This is a genomic window from Stenotrophomonas sp. ZAC14A_NAIMI4_1 (assembly GCF_003086915.1).
In the GTDB taxonomy this organism is placed as follows: domain Bacteria; phylum Pseudomonadota; class Gammaproteobacteria; order Xanthomonadales; family Xanthomonadaceae; genus Stenotrophomonas.
In genome coordinates this window covers 971009-994975 of sequence record NZ_CP026002.1, presented here as the reverse complement: position 1 = coordinate 994975, position 23967 = coordinate 971009, and the positions used below count along the sequence as shown (strand labels likewise).

The window sequence follows — 23967 nt, the reverse complement described above, 5'->3', positions numbered from 1 at the left end:
AAACCGGGCATCCGCCCATCCCACCTTCGTTGTCCCGCACGGGGGCATGAGGTTGCCGGCCAGCGGCCGGCACTACCAGGTCACTTCTCGCTCGTAATGAGCTGCACGACGCTGGAAAAATCCAGCTTGCCGCGGCCGGCCTGATGGTTCATCGAGTACAGGTTGCGCGCCACTTCGCCCAGCGGAATCGAGGCACCTACGCTCATCGCCGCTTCCACGGCCAGGCCCATGTCCTTCAGCATCAGGTCGCTGCCGAAGCCGCCGCTGTAGCCACGCGAGGCCGGCGCATTTTCCAGCACGCCCGGCCACGGGTTGCACACTTCGGTGGCCCAGCTGCGGCCGGTGCTGACCGCCATCATCTGCGACAGCACCTTCGGGTCCAGCCCGTGCGCCACGCCCAGTGCGATGGCTTCGCCGGTGACGGCCATGATCACGCCCAGCGCCATGTTGTTGCACAGCTTGGCGACCTGGCCGGCACCGCTGGCGCCGACATGGAAGATGTTCTTGCCCATGGCCTGCAGCACCGGGCGTGCGCGTTCCAGCGCATCTTCTTCGCCACCGACGATGAAGGTGAGCGTGCCGCCCTGCGCACCGGCGGTGCCACCGGATACCGGCGCGTCGATCATCTGCAGGCCACGCGCGGCAGCCGCTTCAGAGACCTTGCGTGCGCTGGCAGGTGCGATGGTGCTGCAGTCGATGACCAGCGCACCTGCGGGAATGGAAGCGAGAATGCCGTCATCGCCCAGATACACGCCTTCGACGTGGCGGCTGGCGGGCAGCATCGAGATGACCACTTCGGCATCGGCCAGCGTTTCGCGTGCGGTTGCCGCGGCGCTGGCGCCGGCATCGACGGCCGCCTGCACCGCGGCCGGTACCAGGTCGAACACACGCACGCTGTGGCCGTTCTTGACCAGATTGGCGGCCATCGGGCCACCCATGTTGCCCAACCCAATGAATGCAATGCGGCTCATGCCAGGCTCCTTTCAACGACAGGGGTGCCCAGGTCGGCCAGCGGATGCGCGGCATCGGCCCAGGGGGAAGCAAAGAAGGTGTCGGCCCATCCGGCGGTGGCCTCGGCCAGGGTGGCCGGTTTCCACTGCGGGTTGCGGTCCTTGTCGATCAGCAGCGCGCGGATGCCCTCGGCGAAATCGCCATGGGCGGCGCAATGCAATGCGGTGATGTATTCCAGCCGGTACACGCTGGCCAGATCCTGTCCCGCGCTGCGGCGCTGCAGTTCGAAGGCCAGCCGCGCCGAACCCGGTGCACCGGCGGCGAGCGTCTTCTGCGCTGCCTGCAGCCAGGCATCATCGGTCTGCAGGGCGGCGATGCGGTCGATGATGATGGCGAGGTCATCGCCCGCGCACAACGCATCGACCTGCGCGGCATTGGCCAGCAGCGGACCGGTGACGGCATCGCTGGCGAATGACAGCAGCAGCTGCGACAGCCGCTCGTGGTTGCGTGCGGCATCGGCCGACCACGCGACCTGCAGCAACGCATCGAACACGGCACTGCGGCGTTCTTCGCTCACGTGTACGTCGGCCAGGCCGGCGTAGATCGCATCGCCCGGGTTCAGCAGCGCGCCGGTCAATGCCAGGAACACGCCGCCCTTGCCCGGCACGCGAGGCAGCAACCAGCTGCCACCCACATCCGGGAACAGCCCCACGGTGATTTCCGGGAAGGCGAGCTTGGAGCGCTCGCTGACCACGCGGTGGCTGGCGCCGGACATCAGGCCGATGCCACCGCCCATCACGATGCCGTGGCCCCAGCACAGGATCGGCTTGGCGTAGGTGTGGATGAGGTAATCAACGCGGTACTCGACGTCGAAGAACTCGGCGGCGTAGTCGTTTTCGCGGATATCGCCGTGGCCAGCCTCGCGGAAGGCGACCATGGCCTTGTACAGGCTGTGCAGGTCACCACCGGCGCAGAACGCTTTTTCGCCGGCGCCCTGCAGCACCACCATCGCGATGCCATCATCGTCGGCCCAGGCGTTCAGCTGCTTCAGCAGCAGGTGTGCCATCGGCAGCGAGAAGCCATTGAGCGTGCGCGGCGCGTTGAGGGTGGCGATGCCGATGCGCGTGCCGTTGCCGGCCACGCGCTCTTCGAACAGCACCGGTGCGTCGTCGGCAACGGTGTCGGCGGTCATGCGTTCTTCCACTGTGCGGCGCGCTTTTCCAGGAAGGCGGTCACGCCCTCGACCTGGTCGGCGGTGTCGAACAGATCGACGAAGGCTTCGCGCTCGGCCACCAGCGCCGAGGCGTGGGTGCCGGTGCGGGTGGACTGCACCAGGGTCTTGCAGGCGGCGATGCTGGTCGGGCTCTGCTTGCCGGCCTTCTTCGCCCATTCCAGCGCCAGTGCCTTGGCTTCGCCCTTGCCGACTTTCTCTTCGGCCAGGCCGATGCGCAGCGCGGTTTCCGCGTTGACGCGCTCGCCCAGCAGGATCATGCGCTTGGCCCAGCCCTCGCCCACCAGGCGCGGCAGGTTCTGGGTGCCACCGGCGCACGGCAGCAGGCCGACGGTGGCCTCCGGCAGCGCGACCTGGGCGTGGTCTTCGATGATGCGCAGGTCACAGGCCAGCGCGCATTCCAGGCCACCGCCCATGGCGTAGCCGTTGATGGCGGCGATCGACACGCCACGGAACGCGGACAGCGCTTCGAAGGCTTCACCGAAGCGGCGCGCGGCTTCGCGTGCGGCGCCCTTGTCGCCCGAGGCGAACTGGTTGAGGTCGGCGCCGGCGGAGAAGAACTTCTCACCGTCGCCGGTGATCACCAGCGCGTAGATCTCGCGGTCTGCGTTGAGCGCGCCCACCAGGTCGCGCAGCGCGGCCAGGCTGTGCACGGTCCAGGTGTGCGCCGGCGGGTTGTGCAGGGTGACCACGGCGGTGTGGCCATCGGCCTCGACCTTCAGGCCCACGTGCTCCTGGGTACGCCAATCCTTCATCGCAGTTCCTCTTCGGTGTTGAGCAGGTGGCGGGCAACGATCACCCGCATGATCTCGTTAGTGCCTTCCAGGATCTGGTGCACGCGGCTGTCGCGCAGCAGGCGTTCGATCGGGTATTCGCGGATGTAGCCGTAGCCGCCGTGGATCTGCAGCGCTTCGTTGCAGATCTTGAAGCCGGCATCAGTGGCGAAGCGCTTGGCCATCGCGCACCACACGTTGGCATCGCTGGCACCAGCGTCGAGCTTGCGCGCAGCCGAATGCACCATCTGCCGCGCGGCCACCAGTTCGATGGCCATGTCGGCCAGCTTGAACTGCAGCGCCTGGAAATCGGCCAGCGCCTTGCCGAACTGGCGGCGCTCGCCCATGTAGCGGCGTGCGGCATCCAGCGCGCCCTGCGCGGCACCCAGCGAGCAGGCGGCGATGTTGATGCGGCCGCCGTCCAGCCCCTTCATCGCCAGCTTGAAGCCGCCGCCTTCCTCTCCCAGAAGGTGGCTGACCGGCACGCGGACGTTTTCGAAGGTGATGCCACGGGTGGGCTGGCTGTTCCAGCCCATCTTCTCTTCCTTGCGGCCATAGCTGATGCCCGGCAGGTCGGCCGGCACCGCGATGGCGCTGACACCGCCCGCACCGGCACCGCCGGTACGCGCCATCACCACCAGCAGCTCGGTGGCACCGGCGCCGGAAATGAAGGCCTTGGAGCCGTTCAGCACATAGAAGTCACCGTCGCGCACGGCGGTGGTCTTCAGCGAAGCAGCATCCGAGCCAGCGCCCGGTTCGGTCAGGCAGTACGAGGCCAGCTTGCTGCCCGAGGACAGGTCGGTGCCCCACGCATCGCGCAGTTCGGCCTGGCCCCACTTGGACACCATCCACGAAGCCATGTTGTGGATGCTGATGTACGCCGCGGTCGACGGATCGACGTTGGCGAGCTCCTCGATGACGACGGCGGCGTCCAGGCGGCTGAGGCCGCTGCCGCCGACTTCCGGGTCCATGTACAGACCACAGAAGCCCAGTTCACCGGCCTTGGCGATCGCCTCGCGCGGAAAGATGCCCTCCGCATGCCATCGCGCGGCGTGCGGCGCCAGTTCGGCCTGTGCGAAGTCGCGCGCGGCTTCGCGGTACGCCTGCTGCGCTTCTTCCTGGTCCGTCGTCATCGAGTGGCTCATGGCTGCTCCTGCCCTTACTTCAGGCTGATGGTGGTGTTGACGCCGTGGCTCAGCGTCTCGTCATCGAACCAGCGTGCGGTGACGGTCTTGGTCTGGGTGTAGAACAGCACGACCTGCTTGCCGTACGGGCCCAGGTCGCCCAGCTTGGAGGCGCGCGAACCGGTGAACGAGAACAGCGGCACCGGCACCGGGATCGGCACGTTGATGCCGACCTGGCCGACGTCGATGTCTTCCTGGAAGCGGCGGGCGGCCGCGCCGGACTGGGTGAACAGCGCGGTGCCGTTGCCGTTCGGGTTGCTGTTGACCATGGCGATGGCCTCGTCCAGCGTTTCCGCTTCGAGGATGACCAGCACCGGCCCGAAGATTTCTTCCTGGTAGATGCGCATGTCGGTGGTGACACCGGCAAAGATGGTCGGGCCGACGAAGTTGCCCTTCTCGAAACCGTCGACCTGCGGCTTGCGGCCGTCCAGCACCAGCTTGGCGCCCTGCTCCACGCCCGAGGCGATCAGGCCTTCCACGCGCTCGCGGGCGCTGCAGGAAATGACCGGGCCGACGTCGGTGCCGGACACGGTGCCGCCGCTGACCTTGAGGGTCTGCGCCTTGGCCACCAGGTCCTGCACCCAGTTGCGCGCTTCACCGACCAGCACCAGGGTGGAGGCGGCCATGCAGCGCTGGCCGGCCGCACCGAAGGCGGCGCCGACCATCGCGTTGAGGGTCTGTTCCTTGTTGGCGTCCGGCAGCACCACGGCGTGGTTCTTGGCGCCCATCATGCACTGCACGCGCTTGCCGGCCAGCGAGGCGCGGTTGTAGACGTGGGTGCCGACGCGGGTGGAACCGACGAACGACACGGCCTTGATATCCGGGTGGTCGCAGATCGCGTTGACCACTTCCTCGCCACCGTGGACGACGTTCAGCACGCCCTTCGGAATGCCGGCTTCCAGCGCCAGTTCAACCAGGCGCATGGTCACCATCGGGTCCTGCTCGGACGGCTTGAGGATGAAGGTGTTGCCGGTGGCGATCGCCATCGGGAACATCCACAGCGGGATCATCGCCGGGAAGTTGAACGGGGTGATGCCGGCGCACACGCCCAGCGGCTGCATGATGCTGTAGGTGTCCACGCCGTTGGCCACGTTGTTGGCCAGCTCGCCCAGCTGCAGGTTGCCGATGGCAGCGGCGTGCTCGACCACTTCCAGGCCGCGGAACACATCGCCTTCCGCGTCCGGCAGGGTCTTGCCCTGTTCGGCGGTGAGGATGTGGGCCAGCTCGCTCATGTTCTCGCGGATCAGCTGCTGGTACTTCAGGAAGATGCGCGCACGGGTGCCGATCGGGGTCTTGCGCCAGGTCTTGAAGGCTTCCTTGGCGGCAGCAACGGCGGCATCCACTTCGCTGGTGGTGGCGAACGGCACCTGGGCCAGCACGTCCTGGGTGGCCGGATTGATCACGTCCTGCCAGTGGGAGGTGGCCGATTCGACGAACTGGCCATCGATCAGCATGCGGATACGGGGCGCTGCAACAGTCATGACGACAATCCCACTGGCTCGAAAGATGCTTGGCATTATTCACAGCACCCTTCTCGATTTCCGGCCTGAATCCGCTTAATCTGGCCAACACGCCAGACGATTCATGTTAATTCTGTGAACTTCCAGCCTTCACAACGCCAGCTGGGCCTGCGCCTGCTGCGCCTGCGCGAACAGCGCGGCTACAGCCAGGTGGACCTGGCCCGGGCCTTGGGCCTGTCGGCCAGTTATCTGAACCAGATCGAGCGCAACAAGCGCCCGCTAACCCCGGCCGTGCAGAAGAAGCTGGGCGAGGTGTTGGGCGACGTTTCTGCCCTGTTCGACGATGATGAGCCCGCCGCGCTGCAGGAAGCCTTGGGCGAGACCCTGCGCGACCTCGGCCTGGCGGAGGTGAGCGCGACCGAGCTGCGGGCGCTGGCCGGCAACCTGCCGCAGGTCAGCCGCGCCCTGCTGGACCTGCATCGCCGCCACCTGGCCCTGCGCGAGCACGCCGCCGCGCTGGAGTTCCAGCTGGGCGAGCCCGAGGCCGGCAGCACCCTGCCCGCCGGCGACCAGGTGCGCGAGTTCTTCAACCGCATGCACAACCACATCCCCGAGCTGGACGAACTGGCCGAGCGCCTGTTCGCCGAGTGGGGACTGTCACCCGGGCACGTGGCGCCGCGCCTGCGCCAGCTGCTGGCCGACCGCCACGGCGTGCTGGTGGAAGTGGCCGCGCTGCAGGCCGGGCGCGAGAAGCGCCAGTTCGATGCCGGGGCGCGACGGCTGTGGCTGCCCGATTACCTGGAGCCGGGCCAGCAGGCGTTCCAGATGGCCGCCGAGCTGGCCCTGCACGGCTACCTGCCGCAGATCGATGCGGTGATCGCGCGCGCGGGCTTCCACGATGAGGCGCGCATCGCGCAGGCGCGGATTGGTCTGTCGAATTACTTCGCCGGTGCGTTGGTGATGCCGTACATGCGCTTCCTGCGTGCGGCCGAGGCCAGCAGCTATGACATCGAACTGCTGGCGCATCAGTTCGGCGTGGGCTTCGAAGCGGTGTGTCATCGGCTGAGCACGCTGGCGCGGCGCAGTGCGCCGGGGCTGCCGTTCTTCTTCATCCGCGTGGACCGTGCGGGCAATGTGTCCAAGCGCCATTCGGCCACCGATTTCCATTTCTCGCAGGTGGGTGGGTCGTGCCCGCTGTGGATCGTCTACGAGGCGTTCAACCAGCCGGGGCGCATCCTGACGCAGACCGCGCGCATGCCCGATGGGCGACGCCACTTCTGGCTGGCGCGGCAGGTCAGCAGCGGGCCGGTGGGCCATGGGCAGCCGCGCAAGACGTTCGCGGTGGCGCTGGGGTGCGACCTGCAGCATGCGGAGCGGTTGGTGTATTCGCTGGGGCTGGATGTGCAGAGCCCGGGCAACTCGGTGTCGATCGGCCCGGGTTGCCGGGTGTGCCCGCGCGAGGACTGCATGCAGCGCGCGTTTGCGCAGTTGCCGGGGAGGTAGGGGTTTTTGCAGGGCTGCGCCCTGCACCTGCGGTAGTGCCGGCCGCTGGCCGGCAACCTCAACAGCAAGCGCTGGCTTTCCGTGGGATGGCGGGGTGGGTCCGGTTGAGGGGGACGCCGTGAACCCATCCATGGGGGCTTGGTCGCGGCATCCATGCCGCTCACACCCCCTCAACCGGACCCACCCCGCCTTCGACAGTTTCCCGCGGCTGTTGGAACCTGATGCTGATGCTGATGCTGATGCTGATGGTGATGCTGATGGTGGGTGCCGACCGTTGGTCGGCACGCTCTGGCCGTGCGCGAAATGCATCCACGCGTGGCGTGGCTCTACTGGTAGGTGCCGACCGTTGGTCGGCACGGGGTCGGATCCCGTTGCGACGCGACGGGCTCTGACCCCATCCGGAAAGTCGCTCTGGTAGGTGCCAACCTTGGTTGGCAGGTTTTAGTCCCAGAACACGGTCAGTACATGGTGGCCTTCGGAAGGCACGGGGGCATCGATGTGCTGCCCGTAAGGCCAGCCTTCGCCAACGCCGTCGCACTCCAGGCCCTGCAGCCAGCCTTCCACGGTTGCCGCGTCGGCACGGGTCAGCACGTGCACGTTCTCGGCGGCAGGCCATTCGCTGTCGTCTTCCAGTGCACTGCCCCAGTCCTGGTGCAGGCCCACGTACACGCCCTCCACTTCCGGCTTTGCGGCTATCGCGGCCAGGCGTGCGTACAGCTCGGCAATCGGTGGGCGGCCGTAGCCCCACTGGTTCGGTGCGATGCACTCTTCGAATTCGTTGCCTTCGAAGTACGCGGCCAGCGGGACCACCGGCAGGTGCTCGGCATCACGGGCATCGAGTCGTTCCAGCAGATCCAGCAGGTGTTTGCGGGAGGACATGAAGCGTTCCTTGCAGTGGGGGCCGCGATTGTATCCAGCGCGGTCAGTAGATCGGCGTGACCTTCATCTGCGGCAGCGGACGCGGTGCACCGTCGGTCAGGTCCGGGCCCAGGTCTTCCGACGTGCGGCCCTGCTCCACCATCTGCGCCCACAACTGCTGCGACCCGCGACGCTTGTCTTCCGAACCCAGCTTGTACGACGGCGCCACCGGCTCACCATTGGCGACGATGGAATACGCCGCGCGGTAGGCCAGTACCTGCTGCGCCGGGTCATCGGTACGCGCCACTTCCAGCGTGTAGCGCTGGTAGGCCGAAGCGAGGTTGCGCCAGCGGATCCAGTAGTGGTTCTCGAACGAGAACGCGCAGAAGCGTGCGCCGGCCAGGCTGCCCTTGTCGGCAATGCGGCTCAGCACCTCCTGCGGCATGTCCAGGTTCATGCCCCCTTCGTCGCCCTGCAGGCTGACGTGCACGATGCGGTCGCGGTAGCCCGGTGCGCGCGCCTGCAGCAGGTCGCGCCAGTTCTGCATGGTGGCCACCACCGCAAACAGGAAGCGGCCCAGCTCGGCCGCGGCCAGCGGCGTGGCGATGGACTGGTAATGGCGCTGCCAGCCGTGGCGGTTCTCGGTGGGCAGCACCACGGCGCGCTCCAGCGCCTGCTGGCCGGTGGTGCCGTGGCTGACATCCTCGGCATGCTGCGGGTAGACCAGGTTGATGGCGAAGGTCGGCCAGCGCGGCATCGCCGCGTCGAACAGGTGGATGGGGAAGTTGCTGCTGATGCCACCATCGGAGAACCAGCAGATGCGGAACGCGGTGATGACCGGCCCGCAGGACTGGCCGGCACTGGTCAGGCCTTCCATGCTGTCGGCCACGTTGTGCTCGGCATCGGGGGTGGCCGGTGACGGCGCGCAGCGGCGCTCGCGGCGTGCCGGCTCGTGCAGCGGCACCGCACTGATCAGCAGCGGGAAGCTCAGGCTCATCCGGGTGGCCACCAGCACCGGCAACTGCGGGCCCTGTGGCAGGTGGTAGTACTGCCGCCCTTCCACATCCACCGGCGTGCCGGCGTGGTCGACCAGCCACTGCACCACGCTGGCCGGGAACAGCTGCTCGAACTCTTCGCGCAGGAACCAGAACTGCGCACCGCCCAGCGGCAGCGTGCGCGGTTCGTTGTGCGACACGCAGGTGGTGATCATCTGCAGGCTGATGGCATGCGGGCTCTCCGGCTCGCCGGCATAACGCGGTGCATCGTGCAGATCGGCAAAGGTGAGCGGTGCGTCCAGCGGCTTGCCGGACAGCTCCTGCAGGCTCTGGTGCAGCCATTCGGTCAGTGCCGGCTTGCGTGCATCGCGGCCCAGGCCGCTGCACAGGCCCAGCAGGTTGCGCCGTGCCACCCGCGCTACCCGCAGCGCGGCACCGGCCACGCCGGCGCCATAGGCACACAGCAGCGACGGCAGCAGGGTGGCGGCCACGCCGCTCCAGCCACCGCCCCACCAGCCCAGGCCCAGCAGCAGTGCCAGCGACACCAGCACTTCCAGCGGGGCGATCTCGAACACGGCCACCGCCAGGCACAACAGCTTGCGCGGCCACCCGTAGCCGCCGGTCAGCGCCACCAGCAGCCGGTAGGCCGCCCGCGCGCCGCGTGCCGGCTGGAACAGGCTGTAGATGAAGCCGCGCCGCGACAACTGCGCTGACACCGCGGACAGGCCGCCGTAACCGGTGCCGTCGGCCAGGTGCTCACCCGCCTGCTGGCGGCGATCGCCATACGCTGCCGCTGCCGCCACCGCCGCCGCAATGGCGCCGGCCGAGGTGCCACCGATGCTCTTGAACCGGTAATCGCGGGCCAGCGCCAGTACCGCATTGGGGTACACGATGCCGCTGGTGATGCCGCCCTTCATGACCAGATCGCAGTACTTGTCTGCCACTGCGCAACCCCCAGCATGTGTGTGCAAGTAATTTTGCGAAGAACGAATCTCACAAATTGAGACAACTGAGACCACAAGTCAGCAGGAAATCCCCTTTGAAGTGAGTCTTGCCGCGAACCAAGGCACCTGCCACTCTATCCTCAGGTCGTGCCAAGTCGGCACGAATAATATCGTCATTAGGGGATGACAATGCGTCTTTTCGGAGTTGATCCTTCTGAGTTCGCTCAGTTCAAGGCAGCGATTGAGAGCAGACTGGGCATGCTCACAAGCTCTCAGGCCTCGGTGGAGAGCCGACTTGTAGGCATTGAGGTCAAGACAAATGCCATTCTTGGCACACAGATTCCAACACTGGAAGCACGCATCGTCCAAACAGCAGCGGAGTCGGCCTCAGATGCACTGGCTGCCCTCAACTCAACCAAAGAACGAAGCGCAGAGATTGAAGAACTGGCGCGTGAAATGCACGAGGCATACGCACAGATCGTCAATGCAAGGAAAGAGCTCTCTGCCGCGATGGAGAGTGTCTCGTCATCTAAAGACAAATTTCTGAAGAATTCTGAAGAGCTCACATCCAGATCAAGCGAATCGCTCCGCCTTCACGAGGCTATTGCCAACGCCGAGTCCGGAGCGATGGATGCCACCAAATCAATCCAAGAGCTACTCACGAAAACGAGGGAAATATTACAGACAACGGATAGTGTACCCGCCGAACTCGAAGGGATACGAAAGCTGTCGACAGATGCTGCTGCACAGAACGAGAATATCAAAAGTCTACTCTCTCACTCGCTCAGAAGAAAAGGTGAGATGGATGAGCTTCACCGCCAAATTTTCGGCCATGAGATTAAGGATGAAGCTGGAAATATAGAGAGGGTGGATGGCCTTAAAGATGGCCTATCAAAAGCCTATGATGCACTAAGTCTTCGAATTTCATCGCTCAATGAAGAAGCAAATAGCGCAATTGAAAGTGTCGATGTTTCGCATGCAGAATTTCGCAAGAGTCAGACTGCCGAGTTCACGACCATTCTCGAGAGCGGGAAGAGCTCTATAGAAAGCGTTTCGGATCAACTCAAGGCACTGTTGCCCGGAGGACTGGCTGCAGGATTGAGTGCTGCCTATGAGAACAAGAAGGGCGAGGAAGAAAAATTCCTTCAGTCTCATGAGAGGAATTTCAACTATGCGGTATTGCTTCTGGTCGGGATATCAGTAATTCCTTTTGCAATTAACTCATATCTACTTCTGCATGGATCCGAGCTTACTGCGGTACTTAAGGAAACTCCACGCCTAGTGCTGTCGATACTACCGCTGTACTTCCCTGTCCTTTGGCTGGCTTACTCTGCAAACAAACGCCTCAACCTATCTAAACGCTTGATTGAGGAGTACACCCATAAGGCTGTGCTCGGCAAGACGTTCTCAGGACTTTCCAACCAGATCGAAAGTCTGTCCAATGAGGGAACCGTCAAAGATGAGCTCAGGACAAGGCTTCTTTTCAATGTGCTACAGGTCAGCGCTGAGAATCCAGGAAAACTCATTACTGACTACAGCAAGGCAGATCATCCTTTGATGGATGTACTAGAGAAGAGCGCACGCCTTTCAGAGTCAGTCGAAGCGCTTTCAAGAGTTCCGGGCCTTGGTTCAATTGCGAAGATTCTATCAACGCGCAGAGACACCATGATCCGCGAACAAGAGGAGAAAATTGATGACGGCATAGTGATCAATGAAGAAATTGCACCAAAGCCCACCAATGAAATTTCATAATATTTATGCGCAACCCAATCAAACCTCGTCCCCTCCCCCTCATCAAGGTGACCCTTGACCCTGACCACCATCGGCGTAGCATCGACAGCAAGCCAAGGGACAGACCCGCGGCTGCCACAACGACATGAGGGATTCTCATGGAATTCGACTATCTCGTCTTCATCGGGCGTTTCGAGCCCTTCCACAACGGCCACGCCGCCGTTGCCCGCCTGGCCCTGAGCCGGGCCCGCAAGCTGATCTTCCTGGTCGGCTCTGCTGACACCCCCCGCAGCCTGCGCAATCCCTGGACCGTGGCCGAACGTGCCGTGATGATCCAGGCGGCCCTCGATGGCCACACCGATCGCCTGCTGATCCGCCCGCTGCGCGACCACCTGTACAACGAAGCCCAGTGGATCGCCAACGTGCAGCGCCAGGTGGCCGAAGCCCTGCGCAACGACGGCGCCGCCGCCGATGCCAAGGTCGGCCTGATCGGCATGGACAAGGACGCCTCCAGCTACTACCTGCGCGAATTCCCGCAGTGGCCGCTGGTGGACGTGCAGCACACCGCCACCCTGTCGGCCACCGAGCTGCGCCGCTACCTGTTCGAAGCCGGCGACGTCGACTTCCACGGTGCGCTGCTGATGCTGCGTGGCAACGTGCCGGCGCCGGTGTACGACATGCTCGAAGCGTTCCGCAAAAGTGCACCAGCCTATGGCCAGCTGGTGGCCGAGTACCGCTTCATCGAACAGTACAAGGCGGCCTGGAAGGACGCGCCGTACGCGCCCACGTTTGTCACCACCGATGCGGTGGTGGTGCATTCGGGCCACGTGCTGCTGGTGCGCCGCCGGTCGGAACCGGGCAAGGGCCTGTGGGCGCTGCCTGGTGGCTTCGTCGCCCAGGAACAGAGCCTGCTGGACAGCTGCCTGCGCGAGCTGCGCGAGGAAACCCGGCTGAAGATTCCGCTGCCGGTGCTGAAGGGCTCGCTGAAGAGCCAGCAGGTGTTCGACCACCCCGATCGCAGCCAGCGCGGCCGCACCATCACCCACGGCTTCCACTTCGACTTCCCGGCCGGCGACCTGCCGACGGTGCGCGGCGGCGACGACGCCGACAAGGCGCGCTGGATTCCGGTGAGCGAAGCCCTGGAGATGGGCCCGCAGCTGTTCGAAGACCACCTGCACATCCTGGAGTATTTCCTCGGCCGCGGCTGACAGGTCCGGCCTCCCCACCGGCGGATAGACCGCCGGTGTCACTCGACGCGAAGGAGCTTCCGTCATGCACTACCTCGATAATCTTCTCCTCGACACCGACAGCTACAAGGCCAGCCACTGGCTGCAGTACCCGCCGGGTACCGATGCCACGTTCTTCTACGTGGAATCGCGCGGCGGCCTGCACGACCGCACGGTGTTCTTCGGCCTGCAGGCGATCCTCAAGGACGCGCTGGCACGGCCCATCACTCATGCCGACATCGACGACGCCGCTGCGGTGTTCGCCGCGCATGGCGAACCGTTCAATGAAGCCGGCTGGCGCGACATCGTCGACCGCCTTGGCGGCCACCTGCCGGTACGCATCCGCGCCGTGCCCGAGGGCAGCGTGGTGCCCACGCACCAGGCGCTGATGACCATCGAATCGACCGATCCGGCCGCGTTCTGGGTGCCCTCGTACCTGGAAACCCTGCTGCTGCGCGTGTGGTACCCGGTCACCGTGGCCACCATCAGCTGGCATGCGCGGCAGACCATCGCCGGCTTCCTGCAGCAGACCAGCGACGACCCGCAGGGGCAGCTGCCGTTCAAGCTGCACGACTTCGGCGCACGCGGTGTGTCCAGCCTGCAGTCGGCCGCGCTGGGCGGTGCCGCGCACCTGGTCAACTTCCTCGGCACCGATACGGTTTCGGCGCTGTGCCTGGCCCGCGCGCACTACCACGCGCCGATGGCCGGCTATTCGATTCCCGCTGCCGAGCACAGCACCATCACCAGCTGGGGCCGCGAGCGTGAGGTGGATGCGTACCGCAACATGCTGCGCCAGTTCGGCAAGCCCGGTGCAATCGTCGCGGTGGTGTCGGACAGCTATGACATCTACCGCGCGATCAGCGAACACTGGGGCACCACCCTGCGCGATGAAGTGATCGCCTCGGGCGCGACCCTGGTCATCCGGCCCGATTCGGGCGATCCGGTGGAGGTGGTAGCCGAGAGCCTGCGCCGGCTGGATGAAGCCTTCGGCCACACGATCAACGGCAAGGGTTATCGCGTGCTCAACCACGTGCGGGTGATCCAGGGCGATGGCATCAATCCGGACACGATCCGCGCCATCCTGCAGCGCATCACCGGCGACGGCTACGCCGCCGACAACGTGGCCTTCGGCATGGGCGGCGCACTGTTGCAGCGGCTGGACCGCGATACGCAGAAGTTCGCGCTGAAGTGCTCGGCCGCGCGGGTGGACGGCGAATGGATCGACGTCTACAAGGACCCGATCACCGACGCCGGCAAGACCAGCAAGCGCGGCCGCATGCGCCTGCTGCGCCGCCTGGACGATGGCAGCCTGCACACGGTGGCGCTGCCGGCCAGCGGTGACCCGACCCTGCCGGCCGGCTTCGAGGATGCGATGGTGACCGTGTGGGAGAACGGCCGGTTGCTGTACGACCAGCGGCTGGATGAGATCCGCGCGCGGGCTGCGGCGGGGCGTTGAAGGTACCTCCCGCCCGGGGTCAGAGCCCGCTGCATGGCAGCGGGATCCGACCCCTTCCTTCCGCTGGGGTCGGATCCCCTTGCCCCTTGACCCACGCCAGCATCGCGTCCACCGTGGGCACGCCGAAGGTATCCCTGCCGTCGTTGCGACAACGGCAGGGATTTGAACGGGAATCCGGTGAAGGCGCCTCGCGCGCCCATTCCGGAGCTGCCCCGCAGCGGTGAATGGAAACGAATCCTGCCAACAGCACTGGGCTCGCGCCTGGGAAGCGGCAGGTAGTAGGTGGGCTGCGGCCCGTGTCCATCAGCCCGAATACCGGCCCCGGCCGGGGGACACGACCGTCCCCTGACTCGACCTGGAATCTCCGCGGGGAGGTTGCCGGGGCCGTCTTCGTCCTGTGCGTGCAGGCGGGGTGGCCGCGCGCGTCCTGTTCACGGTTTCCGGCCAGACCCGTTGCCCACGCCCAGATGCACCCGACGATGACCGAGTTCCAACGCCCCGACCTGTCCCTGCCCGCCGGCGGCAAGCGCCTGCTGCTGCATTCGTGCTGTGCGCCCTGCTCGGGTGAAGTGATGGAGGCGATCACCGCCTCCGGGATCGACTACGCGATCTTCTTCTACAACCCCAACATCCACCCGGTGAAGGAATACGAGCTGCGCAAGCAGGAGAACATCCGCTTCGCCGAGCAGCACGGCATTCCCTTCATCGATTGCGACTACGACACCGACAACTGGTTCAGCCGTGCGCGCGGCATGGAAAACGAGCCCGAGCGCGGCATCCGCTGCACGATGTGCTTCGACATGCGTTTCGAGCGCACCGCGCTGTACGCGCATGAGCACGGCTACGACACCATCAGTTCGTCGCTGGGCATTTCGCGCTGGAAGAACATGGCGCAGATCAACGACTGTGGCATCCGCGCCGCATCGCGCTACGAGGGCCTGCAGTACTGGGATTACAACTGGCGCAAGGGTGGCGGTGCCAGCCGCATGGTGGAAATCAGCAAGCGCGAGCAGTTCTACCAGCAGGAATACTGCGGCTGCGTGTACTCGCTGCGCGATGCCAACCGCCACCGCCGCGAAACCGGCCGCGAGCGCATCAAGATTGGCCTGCTGTACTACGGCCAGGAGGCTGAAACGCCGCAGGGCGATTGACGTGTGCGCGGGGGGCGGCCACGCTGGTCGCCCCTTCTGTTGTGCTGGACCCTGCCATGACCGCCCTGCCCGCCGATGTCGCCCTGCTGGTGATCGACCTGCAGCCGGACTTCATGCCCGGTGGCGCATTGGCCTGCGACCAGGGTGACGCGCTGGTGGCGCCGATTGCCGAGCTGCTGGCGCAGCGCCACTACCGCACGGTGGTGGCCACCCAGGACTGGCACCCGGCCGACCACGCCTCGTTCGCCAGCCAGCACCCGGGCACGCGCCCGTTCGAGAGCATCCTGCTGCATGCACAGCCGCAGACGCTGTGGCCGGACCACTGCGTGCAGGGCAGCGACGGCGCCGCGCTGCACCCGGGCGTGGACTGGACCGTGGCCGACCTGATCCTGCGCAAGGGCACGCGCCAGCAGGTGGATTCGTACAGCGCGTTCCGCGAGAACCACGGCCCGGAGGGCGAACGCCCGCCGACCGGCCTGGCCGGCTGGCTGCATGAGCGCCGCATCCGCGAGGTGCATGTGTGCGGCCTGGCGCGCGATTACTGCGTGCTGTGGAGCGCACAGGACGCGATGAAATCCGGCTTCCGGGTGAAGTTCCTGTGGGACCTGACCCGGCCGGTGACCGAAGCCAACGACGCGATGGTGCGTGAGTCGCTGGGCAAGGCGGGGATTGCGATCGCCTGACGCCTGGCCGCCGGGCATGGCCCGGCGCTACCGGATGACGCCCGTTGATAGAGCCGGGCCATGCCCGGCGGACGCGGGATGGTTGGTTACCGGAACACCACCGTGCGGTGCCCGTTGAGCAGGATGCGGTGCTCCACGTGCCGGCGCACGGCGCGCGCCAGCACCTGCGATTCGGTATCGCTGCCCAGCCGCACCAGTTCGCGCGGTGCCATGGCGTGGTCCACGCGGGCCACGTCCTGTTCGATGATCGGGCCTTCGTCCAGATCCTCGGTGACGTAGTGCGCGGTGGCGCCGATGATCTTGACCCCGCGCGCGTGCGCCTGATGGTACGGCTGCGCGCCCTTGAAGCTGGGCAGAAAGCTGTGGTGGATGTTGATCGCGCGGCCGGCCAGGGCGCGGCACAGCGTGGGCGAGAGGATCTGCATGTAGCGCGCCAGCACCACCAGGTCGATGCGCTCGCGCTCGACCAGATCGATGATCTGCTGTTCCTGCACGGCGCGCGTTTCGGCGTTCACCGGCAGGTGGTGGAACGGCACCTGGTAGGACGCGGCCAGCGGCGCGAAATCGGCGTGATTCGATGCCACCGCAGCGATGTCCACTTTCAGCTGCCCGCTGTGGGCGCGGAACAGCAGATCGTTCAGGCAATGGCCCTGCTTGCTGACCAGCACCAGCAGGCGCGCGCGGCGGCGGCCGTCGTGCAGCTGCCAGTCCATGCCGTAGTCGGCGGCCAGTGCAGCCATCGCCGCGTGCACGGTGTCGAGCGGCAGGCTGGCGTCGCGGTCGAAATGCACGCGCAGGAAGAAGCGGCCGCTCTCCTCATCGCCGAACTGCTGGGCGTCGAGGATGTTGCAGCCGTGGTCGAACAACAGCCCCGAGACGCGGTAGACGATACCGGTGCGGTCGGGGCAGGACAGGGTAAGAATGGAATCGGGGCGCATCGCCCGAGTGTAGGGCAGCATCCTGCCGCGATGCACAATGCTGTCAGATGCAACCGATCTTCAGTGCGGATGCACCGTCAACGCCACCAGCCGCACCACCAGCGGGCGCACCAGCAGCACGCCGCAGAACGCGACCGGCATGGCCATCTGGTAGGCGGCCATCACCCGCGCCAGATAGCCGCTGCCCAGCCCGGCGTTGGCGGCGGTGATGACCAGGCACATCAGCAGTGCCATCAGGCCGGCCATGAAGAAGGCGAAGACAAACGGCGTGCTGCGGGCGTGCAGCTTCCAGCGGGGCGATCGGGGGTAGGACATGGCATATCGCATCGAGTGAAGGGGGCCGGCAGGCTAGCGGTGCGGTGGCCCGCGCACAGCGCCGCCACGCTTGGCACAGACCCAAGCGATACTTGCCCTTCCGCATGGCAAGCTGGTCGGTCATGAACCTGTTGCAGCTCATCCGCAGCTTCACCCGCACCGCAGAGACCGGCAGCATTGCCGCCGCGGCCCGCCACCTCGGCATCAGCGCCACCGCCGTGGGCCAGAACATCAACCGGCTGGAAGCCCACCTGGGCGTGCGCCTGCTCAACCGCAGCACGCGGCAGCTGGCGCTCAGCGAGGCCGGTGCGGTGTACCTGGCGCAGGTGCGGCACATCGAGGCCGACCTGGCGCGCGCGCAGGCGATGGTCACCGCCGGCGACATCGAACCGTCCGGGCCGCTGCGCATCGCCAGCAGCAGCGCGTTCGGCCGCCACGTGCTGGCGCCGCTACTGCCCAGCCTGCAGCAGCGCTACCCGCAACTGCAGCTGGAACTGTGCCTGAGCGATCGCGCCGTACAGCACGGGCCGGAGGCGGTGGATGCCAGCATCCGCATCGGCGCGCAGCTGGAAGACGGGTTGGTGGCACGGCCGCTGGCGCGCATCCCGTTCGTGTTCTGTGCCTCGCCGGCCTACCTGGAGGCGCACGGCACGCCGGGCGATCCGGCCGCACTGAACGGCCATCGCGGGCTGCTGCACCGCTTCCCCACCGATGGCCGGCCGCTGCGCTGGGGCCTGCTGAAGGACGGCCAGCCGGTGGACGCGGCGCTGCCGCCGAGCATGGTCTGCGATGACATCGACGCGCTGGCCGAGCTGGCGGCAGCAGGCGCGGGCATCACCCGGCTGGCCGCGTTCGTGGCCGAACCGTACCTGCGCGATGGCCGCCTGCAGGCGGTGTTCGGCCCGGCCAGCGCGTGGCAGCCGGCACCGATGGAGGTGTTCTTCTGCGTGAGCGACCGCCGCGATTTCACCGCGAAGATCCGCGCGCTGTTCGAGCACCTGGAGGCCGGCATGGCACCGGACTGGCAGGTCTGAGGTTCAGCGCGCGCGGAACACGTTGCGTGCTTCGCGCGGCTCGCAGCGCAGGTACTGCGGCGACGGCACCACGCTGTCACCCAGCGCGGCGGCGGCGTGCCACGGCCAGCGCGGGTCGTACAGGATGCCGCGGGCCAGCCCGATGGCATCGGCCTGGTTGTGGCGCAGGATCGATTCGGCCTGTTCCGGCTCGGTGATCAGGCCCACCGCGATGACCGGCATGCGCAGCTTCTTGGCCTTGATGGCCGCCGCGAACGGCACCTGGTAGCCCGGGCCGACGCTGATCTTCTGGCACTCATCGAGGCCGCCGCTGGACACGTGCAGGAAGTTGCAGCCACGCGCATCCAGGATCTGCGCCAGCGCTTCGCTCTGCACCAGGTCCCAGCCGCCGTCGACCCAGTCGGTGGCGGAAATGCGCACGCCCACGGCCATCTTGTCCGACACCGCTGCACGCACCGCATCGAACACCTCCACCAGCAGGCGCAGGCGGTTCGGCAGCGAGCCACCGTAGCCGTCGGTGCGGCGGTTGCTGAGCGGGGACAGGAACTGGTGCAGCAGGTAACCGTGCGCGGCGTGGATCTCGATCAGCTCGAAGCCCAGGCGCTCGGCACGCACCGCGCTGGCGGCGAAGGCAGCGATGATCTCGGCGATGCCGGCTTCATCCAGCGCCTCGGGCGCCGGATCGGTGGCGTGGAACGGTACCGGCGACGGGGCGACGGTGGCCCAGCCGTTGGCATCGTCGGCCGGCAGCTGGCGGCCACCGTCCCACGGACGGGCGGTGGAGGCCTTGCGGCCGGCGTGGGCCAGCTGGATGCCCAGCGGCATCGACGACCAGCGGCGGACGCTGGCCAGCACCTGCGCCAGGGCGGCCTCGGTGCCGTCATCCCACAGGCCCAGGTCGGCCCAGCTGATGCGCCCGCGCGGCTCGACCGCGGTGGCTTCCAGGATCAGCAGGCCCGCGCCGGACTGCGCCAGGTTGCCCAGGTGCATGGCGTGCCAATCGCTGGCGCGGCCATCTTCGGCGGAGTACTGGCACATCGGCGCGATCACGATGCGGTTGGGCAGGGTCAGGGGGCCGAGGGACATCGGCGAGAACAGCTGGCTCAAGACGGTCAGGACATGCGGAGGGGGTGCGTATTGCACCGCTGCGCGGCCTGCGGATCAACCATCTGGATGGATCGCTGTTTCGCGGCGGCGCATCGCGCGCTCGCCGGGCATGGCCCGGCGCTACCGGCTGCACGGGGCGATGAACGGTAGAGTCGACTGTCAGTCGACTGCTTTCCGCGATGCGCCCGAACACCCCGCGCTGCGCGCGGAAGTCGACTGACAGTCGACTCTACCGGGTCACGAAGCCCGCCAACGCCTCCGCGCAGTCCCGTTCATCCTTGAACTGCAGCAGGTCATCGGCGCGGGTGCGGCCGCGGTTCAGCGCCGCCACCGGCAGCCCGGCCTTGGCGGCGGCCTGCACGAAGCGGAAGCCGGAATAGACCATCAGCGAGGAACCCACCACCAGCACGGCGTCGGCCTGCTGCAGGTGCTCATGCACGGCCGCTACGCGCTCGCGCGGCACGTTTTCGCCGAAGAACACGACGTCCGGCTTCAACAGGCCGCCGCAGTACGGGCAATCCGGCACCACGAAGGCGGAAAAGTCGGTTTCCAGATCCGCGTCGCCATCCGGGGCAATGCCCGCTTCCAGCGCGTCCCAGCCCGGGTTGGCATCAAGCAGGCGCTGCTGGAAATCCTCGCGCCCGCTGCGGCGTTCGCAGCCCATGCAGCGCACCAGGTCCAGCCGCCCGTGCAGGTCGATCACGTTCCGGCTGCCCGCACGCTGGTGTAGGCCGTCCACGTTCTGGGTCAGCAGCACCTGCAGCGTGCCGCGGGCTTCCAGCGCGGCCAGTGCCTGGTGGGTGCCGTTGGGCCGGGCCAGGCCGAAGCGCGGCCAGCCCAGCAGGCTGCGCGCCCAGTAGCGCTGGCGGGTGGCCGCCTCGCCCATGAAGGCCTGGTAGGTCACTGGCGGCGTGCGCTTCCACTGGCCGTCGGTATCGCGGTAATCGGGGATGCCCGAGGCCGTGCTGCAGCCGGCGCCGGTCAGCACGAACAGGCGTTGGGCACGGTCGATGAAATCGGTCAGCGGCGGGGTCATGACAGCAAAATGGGGGCGCGTGGGCACCCCCGCAAGCGCGTGGTCAGCTGGCCGGGTCGGCCGCCGGGGTGCCCGGCAGGCGCGGCACGGCGGTCGGCTGGCCGTCGTCACCCAGTGCGATCATCACGAAGTGGCCGCGCGTGCACAGCTTGCGCTCGCCGCTGTGCAGGTCTTCGGCAATCAGTTCCACTTCGACCTTCATCGAGCTGCGGCCTACTTCGACGATGCGGCCCACGGTTTCCACCATCTGGCCGATGCGGATGGGCAGCTTGAAATCGACCTGGTCGCTGCGCGCGGTCACCACGGTGCGGCGCGAATAGCGGGCGGCGGCCAGGAAGGCGGCCTTGTCCATCCACGCCAGCGCCTGGCCACCGAACAGGGTGCCCATGTGGTTGGTGTGGTTGGGGAAGACGATTTCGGCCATGCGCACTTCGATGGGCGGCACGGTTTCGGGAATGGGGGTCATGGCGGGGCCATCGGTGTGGGGTGCGGCAATTGTAAGACCGGGGCCCCGCCGAGGGTGTGGAAGGCGGTAGCGCCGGGCCACGCCCGGCGAATTGCACAGCGCGGCGGATGGAACCCGCCGGGCGTGGCCCGGCGCTACCGTCAGTGCACGGTTGGTCCGGCAACCAGTCGTTCCACGGTTTCCGCGCAGCGGCGACCGTTGATGGCCAGACACAGCATGGCGTGGGTGGCTTCGGCCGGTTGCTTGCCGTGCAGTGGCGAGGTGCTGCCGTTGGCCTGGGCAAGCTGGTGGTCGCAGAGCAGCAGTGCGGTGCCTTCGATGCCCTGCATCAGGCGGCGCAGGCGCAGCAGCAGGTGGTTGAGTTCGTGCGCGTTCGTCGGATCGGTACTCATGGTGGTGCCTCCATTACGGATCAGGCCACCGGTGAGGGTGGCGGACGATGCGTGGCTGCAATCCCGGTCTATCGACTGAAAAACCGGAAGGCACAAGGCCTCCACGCACCGCCCGCCGCAGAAGTACGACGGGTCGCCAACCGCCGCCGGACAGTTGCCGACGACGGTTGACGAGCGTATCAGTCGATAGGATTCGGGATTGCAGTCCCGGCTGCTGGTTCGCCAGCAGCGCGCCATGATGTGCAGCGGAAACCGCGTGTTTCCAGTGGCTTACGCGACATGCCGGCACATTGCCGGCAGAGCCGGCGCATTGCGTCGCAATCGACCATCGATGCGGATTGCGTCAATGCCCACCCGGTAGCGTAGTGCCGCGTCCTGCGACCCGCGTCGTTGACGCATGCCGTGCGTGGTGCGAACACTGCCAAGTCCCTGTTGCCATTACGGTTGTCCATGTCCGAACACGATTGTTTTGTCTTTCCCGCAGCACCCCACCTGCCGGGGCCGGATCTACAGGCGCTGGAAAAGTGGATGCTGCAGGCAGGCCTCCTGCTTCCACCCGTGGGAGCCCAGGTGCCGTTCCACGCCCTGCACATGCTCAGCTATGCCATTGCCCAAGGGACCGGTGCCAGCGGCTGGCTCCATGACCCGGCGTGGCAGTGCGCGGCCGACGTGGTGGCCAGCCACATCCGCGCGGGGAATCTGCCGACCAGCTTGCAGGTGGATTGCCACGGAAGCGTGGAGGCATGCGTGCAGCACCTGCGCGCGCACGGCATTGCGCTGGACCCTGCGCTGCTGTTCGACAACCACGCGCAGTGCGCGTGGTACAGCCCGCGTTACCGGGCAGGCCCGGGCATGCGCGCGCTCTACCCCGACGGCGACCTTGACGACCTGAGCATCCGCCTGTTCCAGGTGCACGCTGACGAGCCGCCGTTCGTGGTGGCGGGGGAAGGGACGGTGCCGCCGCGTGTGCCGGGCGAACATGAGGACCGCGAAGACTTCCCACCGTTTGGAGACCACACCGATTTCATTGGCGCGGCCTACGACGACATCAATGTGCAGTGGAGCCCGCCCGACGCAGATGCGCGGTACCGCATCCTGGATCTGGACTGGTACGCAGGCCTGGGCATCGGCTGGCATTTCATCCAGTTCGAAGGCGGCACGGGCCACGACATGCTGGCATTCGTCCAAGCCATCAGCGATCAGTGCGGTCAACGCATGCAGGTGGCGCACCGCCACTTGTGAGTGTTCTGACGCGCGACGTTGCGCGATCAGAAGTTCGTGTCGAAGGCGAGGTTGTAGAGTCGAGCTTGCTCGACTGCCGTTCGCGCAGAGCAGTCGAGCAAGCTCGACTCTACAGAAACAAAAAACCCCGGCATTGCCGGGGTTTCTCGTTGCGACAGACCTGACCGGTTCGATCAGAAGTTCATGTCGAAGGCGACTTCGCCCTGCACGCCGACCTGGTAGGCCGAGGCGCGGCGTTCGAAGAAGTTGGTCAGTTCCTGCACGTCCTGCAGTTCCATGAAGCTCAGCGGGTTGCGCACGTTGTACTTGCGCTCCATGCCCAGGCGATGGAAATGGTTGTCGGCGCAGTGCTGCAGGTACTGGCGCATGTCACGGGTGGAGATGCCCGCCACGCCACCGGACAGCACGTCCTCGGCGAACTGCACTTCGCACTCGATCGCTTCGGCCAGCATGTCGTAGACATCCTGCTTCATCTTGTCGTCGAACAGGTCCGGCTCTTCCTCGCGGATCACGTCCACGCACTCGAAGGCGAAATCCATGTGCGCGCTTTCGTCGCGGAACACCCAGTTGGTGCCCGAGGCCAGGCCGTTGAGCAGGCCACGCGAACGGAAGTAGTAGACGTAAGCGAAGGCGGCGAAGAAGAACAGGCCTTCGATGCACGCGGCGAAGCAGATCTGGTTCAGCAGGAACTGGCGACGCTCTTCGCGGGTCTCGATGCGCTTCAGGCTCTGGATCGAATCGATCCACTTGAAGCAGAAATCGGCCTTCTTCTTGATCGAGTCGATGTTCTCCACCGCGTCGAAGGCTTTGGCGCGCTCGTCCGGATCCGGCAGGTAGTTGTCCAGCAGGGTCAGGTAGAACTGCACGTGCAGCGCTTCTTCATACAGCTGGCGCGACAGGTACATGCGCGCTTCGGGCGCGTTGAGGTGCTGGTACAGGTTCAGCACCAGATTGTTGGACACGATCGAATCGCCGGTGGCGAAGAACGCGACCAGGCGGTGGATCAGGTGGCGCTCACCCGGCGACATCTTGCTGTGCAGGTCGCTGATGTCGATCTGGAAGTTGATCTCTTCCACCGTCCAGGTGTTCTTGATCGCGTTCCGGTACATGTCATAGAACTGCGGGTAGCGCATCGGGCGCAGGGTCAGTTCAAAACCGGGATCGAGCAGCATCTGCTTGGGCTTGTCGGCCATGGGTGTTTCCTTGAATTCCTGGGTGAGCCGCCGGGCATGGCCCGGCGCTACCGTGGGTGTTTTTCCGCAGCCGAGCATGGCTCGGCTCTACAGGTGCG

22 protein-coding genes and 1 riboswitch are annotated in these 23967 nt (G+C 66.3%); of the genes, 8 read left to right on the top strand and 14 right to left on the bottom strand.

The features are described from left to right. Window positions 1-80 precede the first annotated feature (80 nt). Genes mmsB through C1926_RS04535 form a run of 5 tightly spaced genes read right to left on the bottom strand, consistent with a single transcriptional unit; the run spans window position 81 to window position 5620 of the window. Window positions 81-971: a 3-hydroxyisobutyrate dehydrogenase gene (gene mmsB / locus C1926_RS04555; protein WP_108758370.1), complete on the bottom strand. Its 891-nt coding sequence runs from the start codon at window positions 969-971 to the stop codon at window positions 81-83. Further along, window positions 968-2143 carry an enoyl-CoA hydratase/isomerase family protein gene (locus tag C1926_RS04550; protein WP_108758369.1) on the bottom strand — a complete coding sequence of 392 codons (1176 nt, stop codon included), beginning with the start codon at window positions 2141-2143 and terminating at the stop codon, window positions 968-970. Before C1926_RS04550 ends, mmsB begins: the two co-directional genes overlap by 4 nt. Next, on the bottom strand, window positions 2140-2937 hold the full coding sequence (locus C1926_RS04545; protein ID WP_108758368.1) for an enoyl-CoA hydratase: 798 nt from the start codon (window positions 2935-2937) through the stop codon (window positions 2140-2142). The genes C1926_RS04550 and C1926_RS04545 overlap by 4 nt, the downstream gene beginning before the upstream one ends. After that, entirely contained in the window at window positions 2934-4100 is a 1167-nt protein-coding gene (locus C1926_RS04540) for an acyl-CoA dehydrogenase family protein (RefSeq protein WP_108758367.1), read from the bottom strand. The genes C1926_RS04545 and C1926_RS04540 overlap by 4 nt, the downstream gene beginning before the upstream one ends. Window positions 4101-4114: 14 nt before the next feature. Then, complete coding sequence (locus C1926_RS04535; RefSeq protein ID WP_079224871.1) at window positions 4115-5620, bottom strand: CoA-acylating methylmalonate-semialdehyde dehydrogenase; 1506 nt, start codon at window positions 5618-5620, stop codon at window positions 4115-4117. A gap of 114 nt (window positions 5621-5734) precedes the next feature. Between C1926_RS04535 and C1926_RS04530 the strand changes: the two genes are divergently transcribed. Then, window positions 5735-7102, top strand: coding sequence for a short-chain fatty acyl-CoA regulator family protein (locus C1926_RS04530; RefSeq protein WP_108745734.1), 1368 nt, complete (start codon window positions 5735-5737; stop codon window positions 7100-7102). A 441-nt stretch (window positions 7103-7543) separates the two neighbouring features. Here the strand turns inward: C1926_RS04530 and C1926_RS04525 are convergent, their stop codons facing one another. Continuing rightward, the gene (locus C1926_RS04525; protein WP_108758366.1) at window positions 7544-7981 is read right to left on the bottom strand and encodes a hypothetical protein; all 438 of its coding nucleotides are present in this window, start codon (window positions 7979-7981) and stop codon (window positions 7544-7546) included. 43 nt (window positions 7982-8024) lie between these two features. Next, on the bottom strand, window positions 8025-9899 hold the full coding sequence (locus C1926_RS04520; RefSeq protein WP_108758365.1) for a patatin-like phospholipase family protein: 1875 nt from the start codon (window positions 9897-9899) through the stop codon (window positions 8025-8027). Between the two features lie 189 nt (window positions 9900-10088). Between C1926_RS04520 and C1926_RS21415 the strand changes: the two genes are divergently transcribed. The 5 genes from C1926_RS21415 to pncA all read left to right on the top strand — a co-directional run bounded on the left by C1926_RS21415 (window position 10089) and on the right by pncA (window position 16146). Further along, window positions 10089-11651 carry a hypothetical protein gene (locus tag C1926_RS21415; protein WP_159095032.1) on the top strand — a complete coding sequence of 521 codons (1563 nt, stop codon included), beginning with the start codon at window positions 10089-10091 and terminating at the stop codon, window positions 11649-11651. 131 nt (window positions 11652-11782) lie between these two features. After that, window positions 11783-12838: a bifunctional nicotinamide-nucleotide adenylyltransferase/Nudix hydroxylase gene (locus C1926_RS04515; RefSeq protein ID WP_108758364.1), complete on the top strand. Its 1056-nt coding sequence runs from the start codon at window positions 11783-11785 to the stop codon at window positions 12836-12838. Window positions 12839-12902: 64 nt separating this feature from the next. Then, window positions 12903-14312 carry a nicotinate phosphoribosyltransferase gene (locus C1926_RS04510; RefSeq protein ID WP_108758363.1) on the top strand — a complete coding sequence of 470 codons (1410 nt, stop codon included), beginning with the start codon at window positions 12903-12905 and terminating at the stop codon, window positions 14310-14312. Window positions 14313-14439: 127 nt separating this feature from the next. Next, window positions 14440-14633: riboswitch (cobalamin riboswitch) on the top strand. Between the two features lie 158 nt (window positions 14634-14791). Continuing rightward, window positions 14792-15463: an epoxyqueuosine reductase QueH gene (locus C1926_RS04505; protein ID WP_108758362.1), complete on the top strand. Its 672-nt coding sequence runs from the start codon at window positions 14792-14794 to the stop codon at window positions 15461-15463. A gap of 56 nt (window positions 15464-15519) precedes the next feature. Next, entirely contained in the window at window positions 15520-16146 is a 627-nt protein-coding gene (pncA, locus tag C1926_RS04500) for a bifunctional nicotinamidase/pyrazinamidase (RefSeq protein WP_108758361.1), read from the top strand. 86 nt (window positions 16147-16232) lie between these two features. On the opposite strand, the gene purU is transcribed toward pncA, so the two are convergent. Together purU and C1926_RS04490 are read right to left on the bottom strand one after the other, a co-directional pair. Then, window positions 16233-17084, bottom strand: coding sequence for a formyltetrahydrofolate deformylase (purU, locus tag C1926_RS04495; RefSeq protein ID WP_079224860.1), 852 nt, complete (start codon window positions 17082-17084; stop codon window positions 16233-16235). A 60-nt stretch (window positions 17085-17144) separates the two neighbouring features. Further along, on the bottom strand, window positions 17145-17399 hold the full coding sequence (locus C1926_RS04490) for a DUF2798 domain-containing protein (RefSeq protein ID WP_216822044.1): 255 nt from the start codon (window positions 17397-17399) through the stop codon (window positions 17145-17147). Window positions 17400-17521: 122 nt separating this feature from the next. Here C1926_RS04490 and C1926_RS04485 point away from each other — a divergent pair, with 122 nt between their 5' ends. After that, window positions 17522-18433, top strand: a complete 912-nt coding sequence (locus C1926_RS04485) for a LysR family transcriptional regulator (RefSeq protein ID WP_108758359.1) — start codon at window positions 17522-17524, stop codon at window positions 18431-18433. 3 nt (window positions 18434-18436) lie between these two features. On the opposite strand, the gene C1926_RS04480 is transcribed toward C1926_RS04485, so the two are convergent. The 4 genes from C1926_RS04480 to C1926_RS04465 form a co-directional block, all read right to left on the bottom strand. After that, window positions 18437-19540 (bottom strand): NADH:flavin oxidoreductase/NADH oxidase, encoded by a 1104-nt coding sequence (locus C1926_RS04480; RefSeq protein ID WP_108758358.1) that lies wholly within the window; start codon window positions 19538-19540, stop codon window positions 18437-18439. 229 nt (window positions 19541-19769) lie between these two features. After that, window positions 19770-20576 carry an NAD-dependent protein deacetylase gene (locus C1926_RS04475; RefSeq protein ID WP_108758357.1) on the bottom strand — a complete coding sequence of 269 codons (807 nt, stop codon included), beginning with the start codon at window positions 20574-20576 and terminating at the stop codon, window positions 19770-19772. A 43-nt stretch (window positions 20577-20619) separates the two neighbouring features. After that, a complete protein-coding gene (locus C1926_RS04470; protein WP_079224850.1) occupies window positions 20620-21042 on the bottom strand; it encodes an acyl-CoA thioesterase in 423 nt (140 codons plus the stop codon). 140 nt (window positions 21043-21182) lie between these two features. Then, entirely contained in the window at window positions 21183-21434 is a 252-nt protein-coding gene (locus C1926_RS04465; protein WP_108758356.1) for a hypothetical protein, read from the bottom strand. A 450-nt stretch (window positions 21435-21884) separates the two neighbouring features. Between C1926_RS04465 and C1926_RS04460 the strand changes: the two genes are divergently transcribed. Continuing rightward, window positions 21885-22676 carry a hypothetical protein gene (locus C1926_RS04460; protein ID WP_159095031.1) on the top strand — a complete coding sequence of 264 codons (792 nt, stop codon included), beginning with the start codon at window positions 21885-21887 and terminating at the stop codon, window positions 22674-22676. Between the two features lie 173 nt (window positions 22677-22849). On the opposite strand, the gene C1926_RS04455 is transcribed toward C1926_RS04460, so the two are convergent. Next, window positions 22850-23869 carry a ribonucleotide-diphosphate reductase subunit beta gene (locus C1926_RS04455; protein ID WP_108758354.1) on the bottom strand — a complete coding sequence of 340 codons (1020 nt, stop codon included), beginning with the start codon at window positions 23867-23869 and terminating at the stop codon, window positions 22850-22852. Window positions 23870-23967 lie beyond the last annotated feature (98 nt).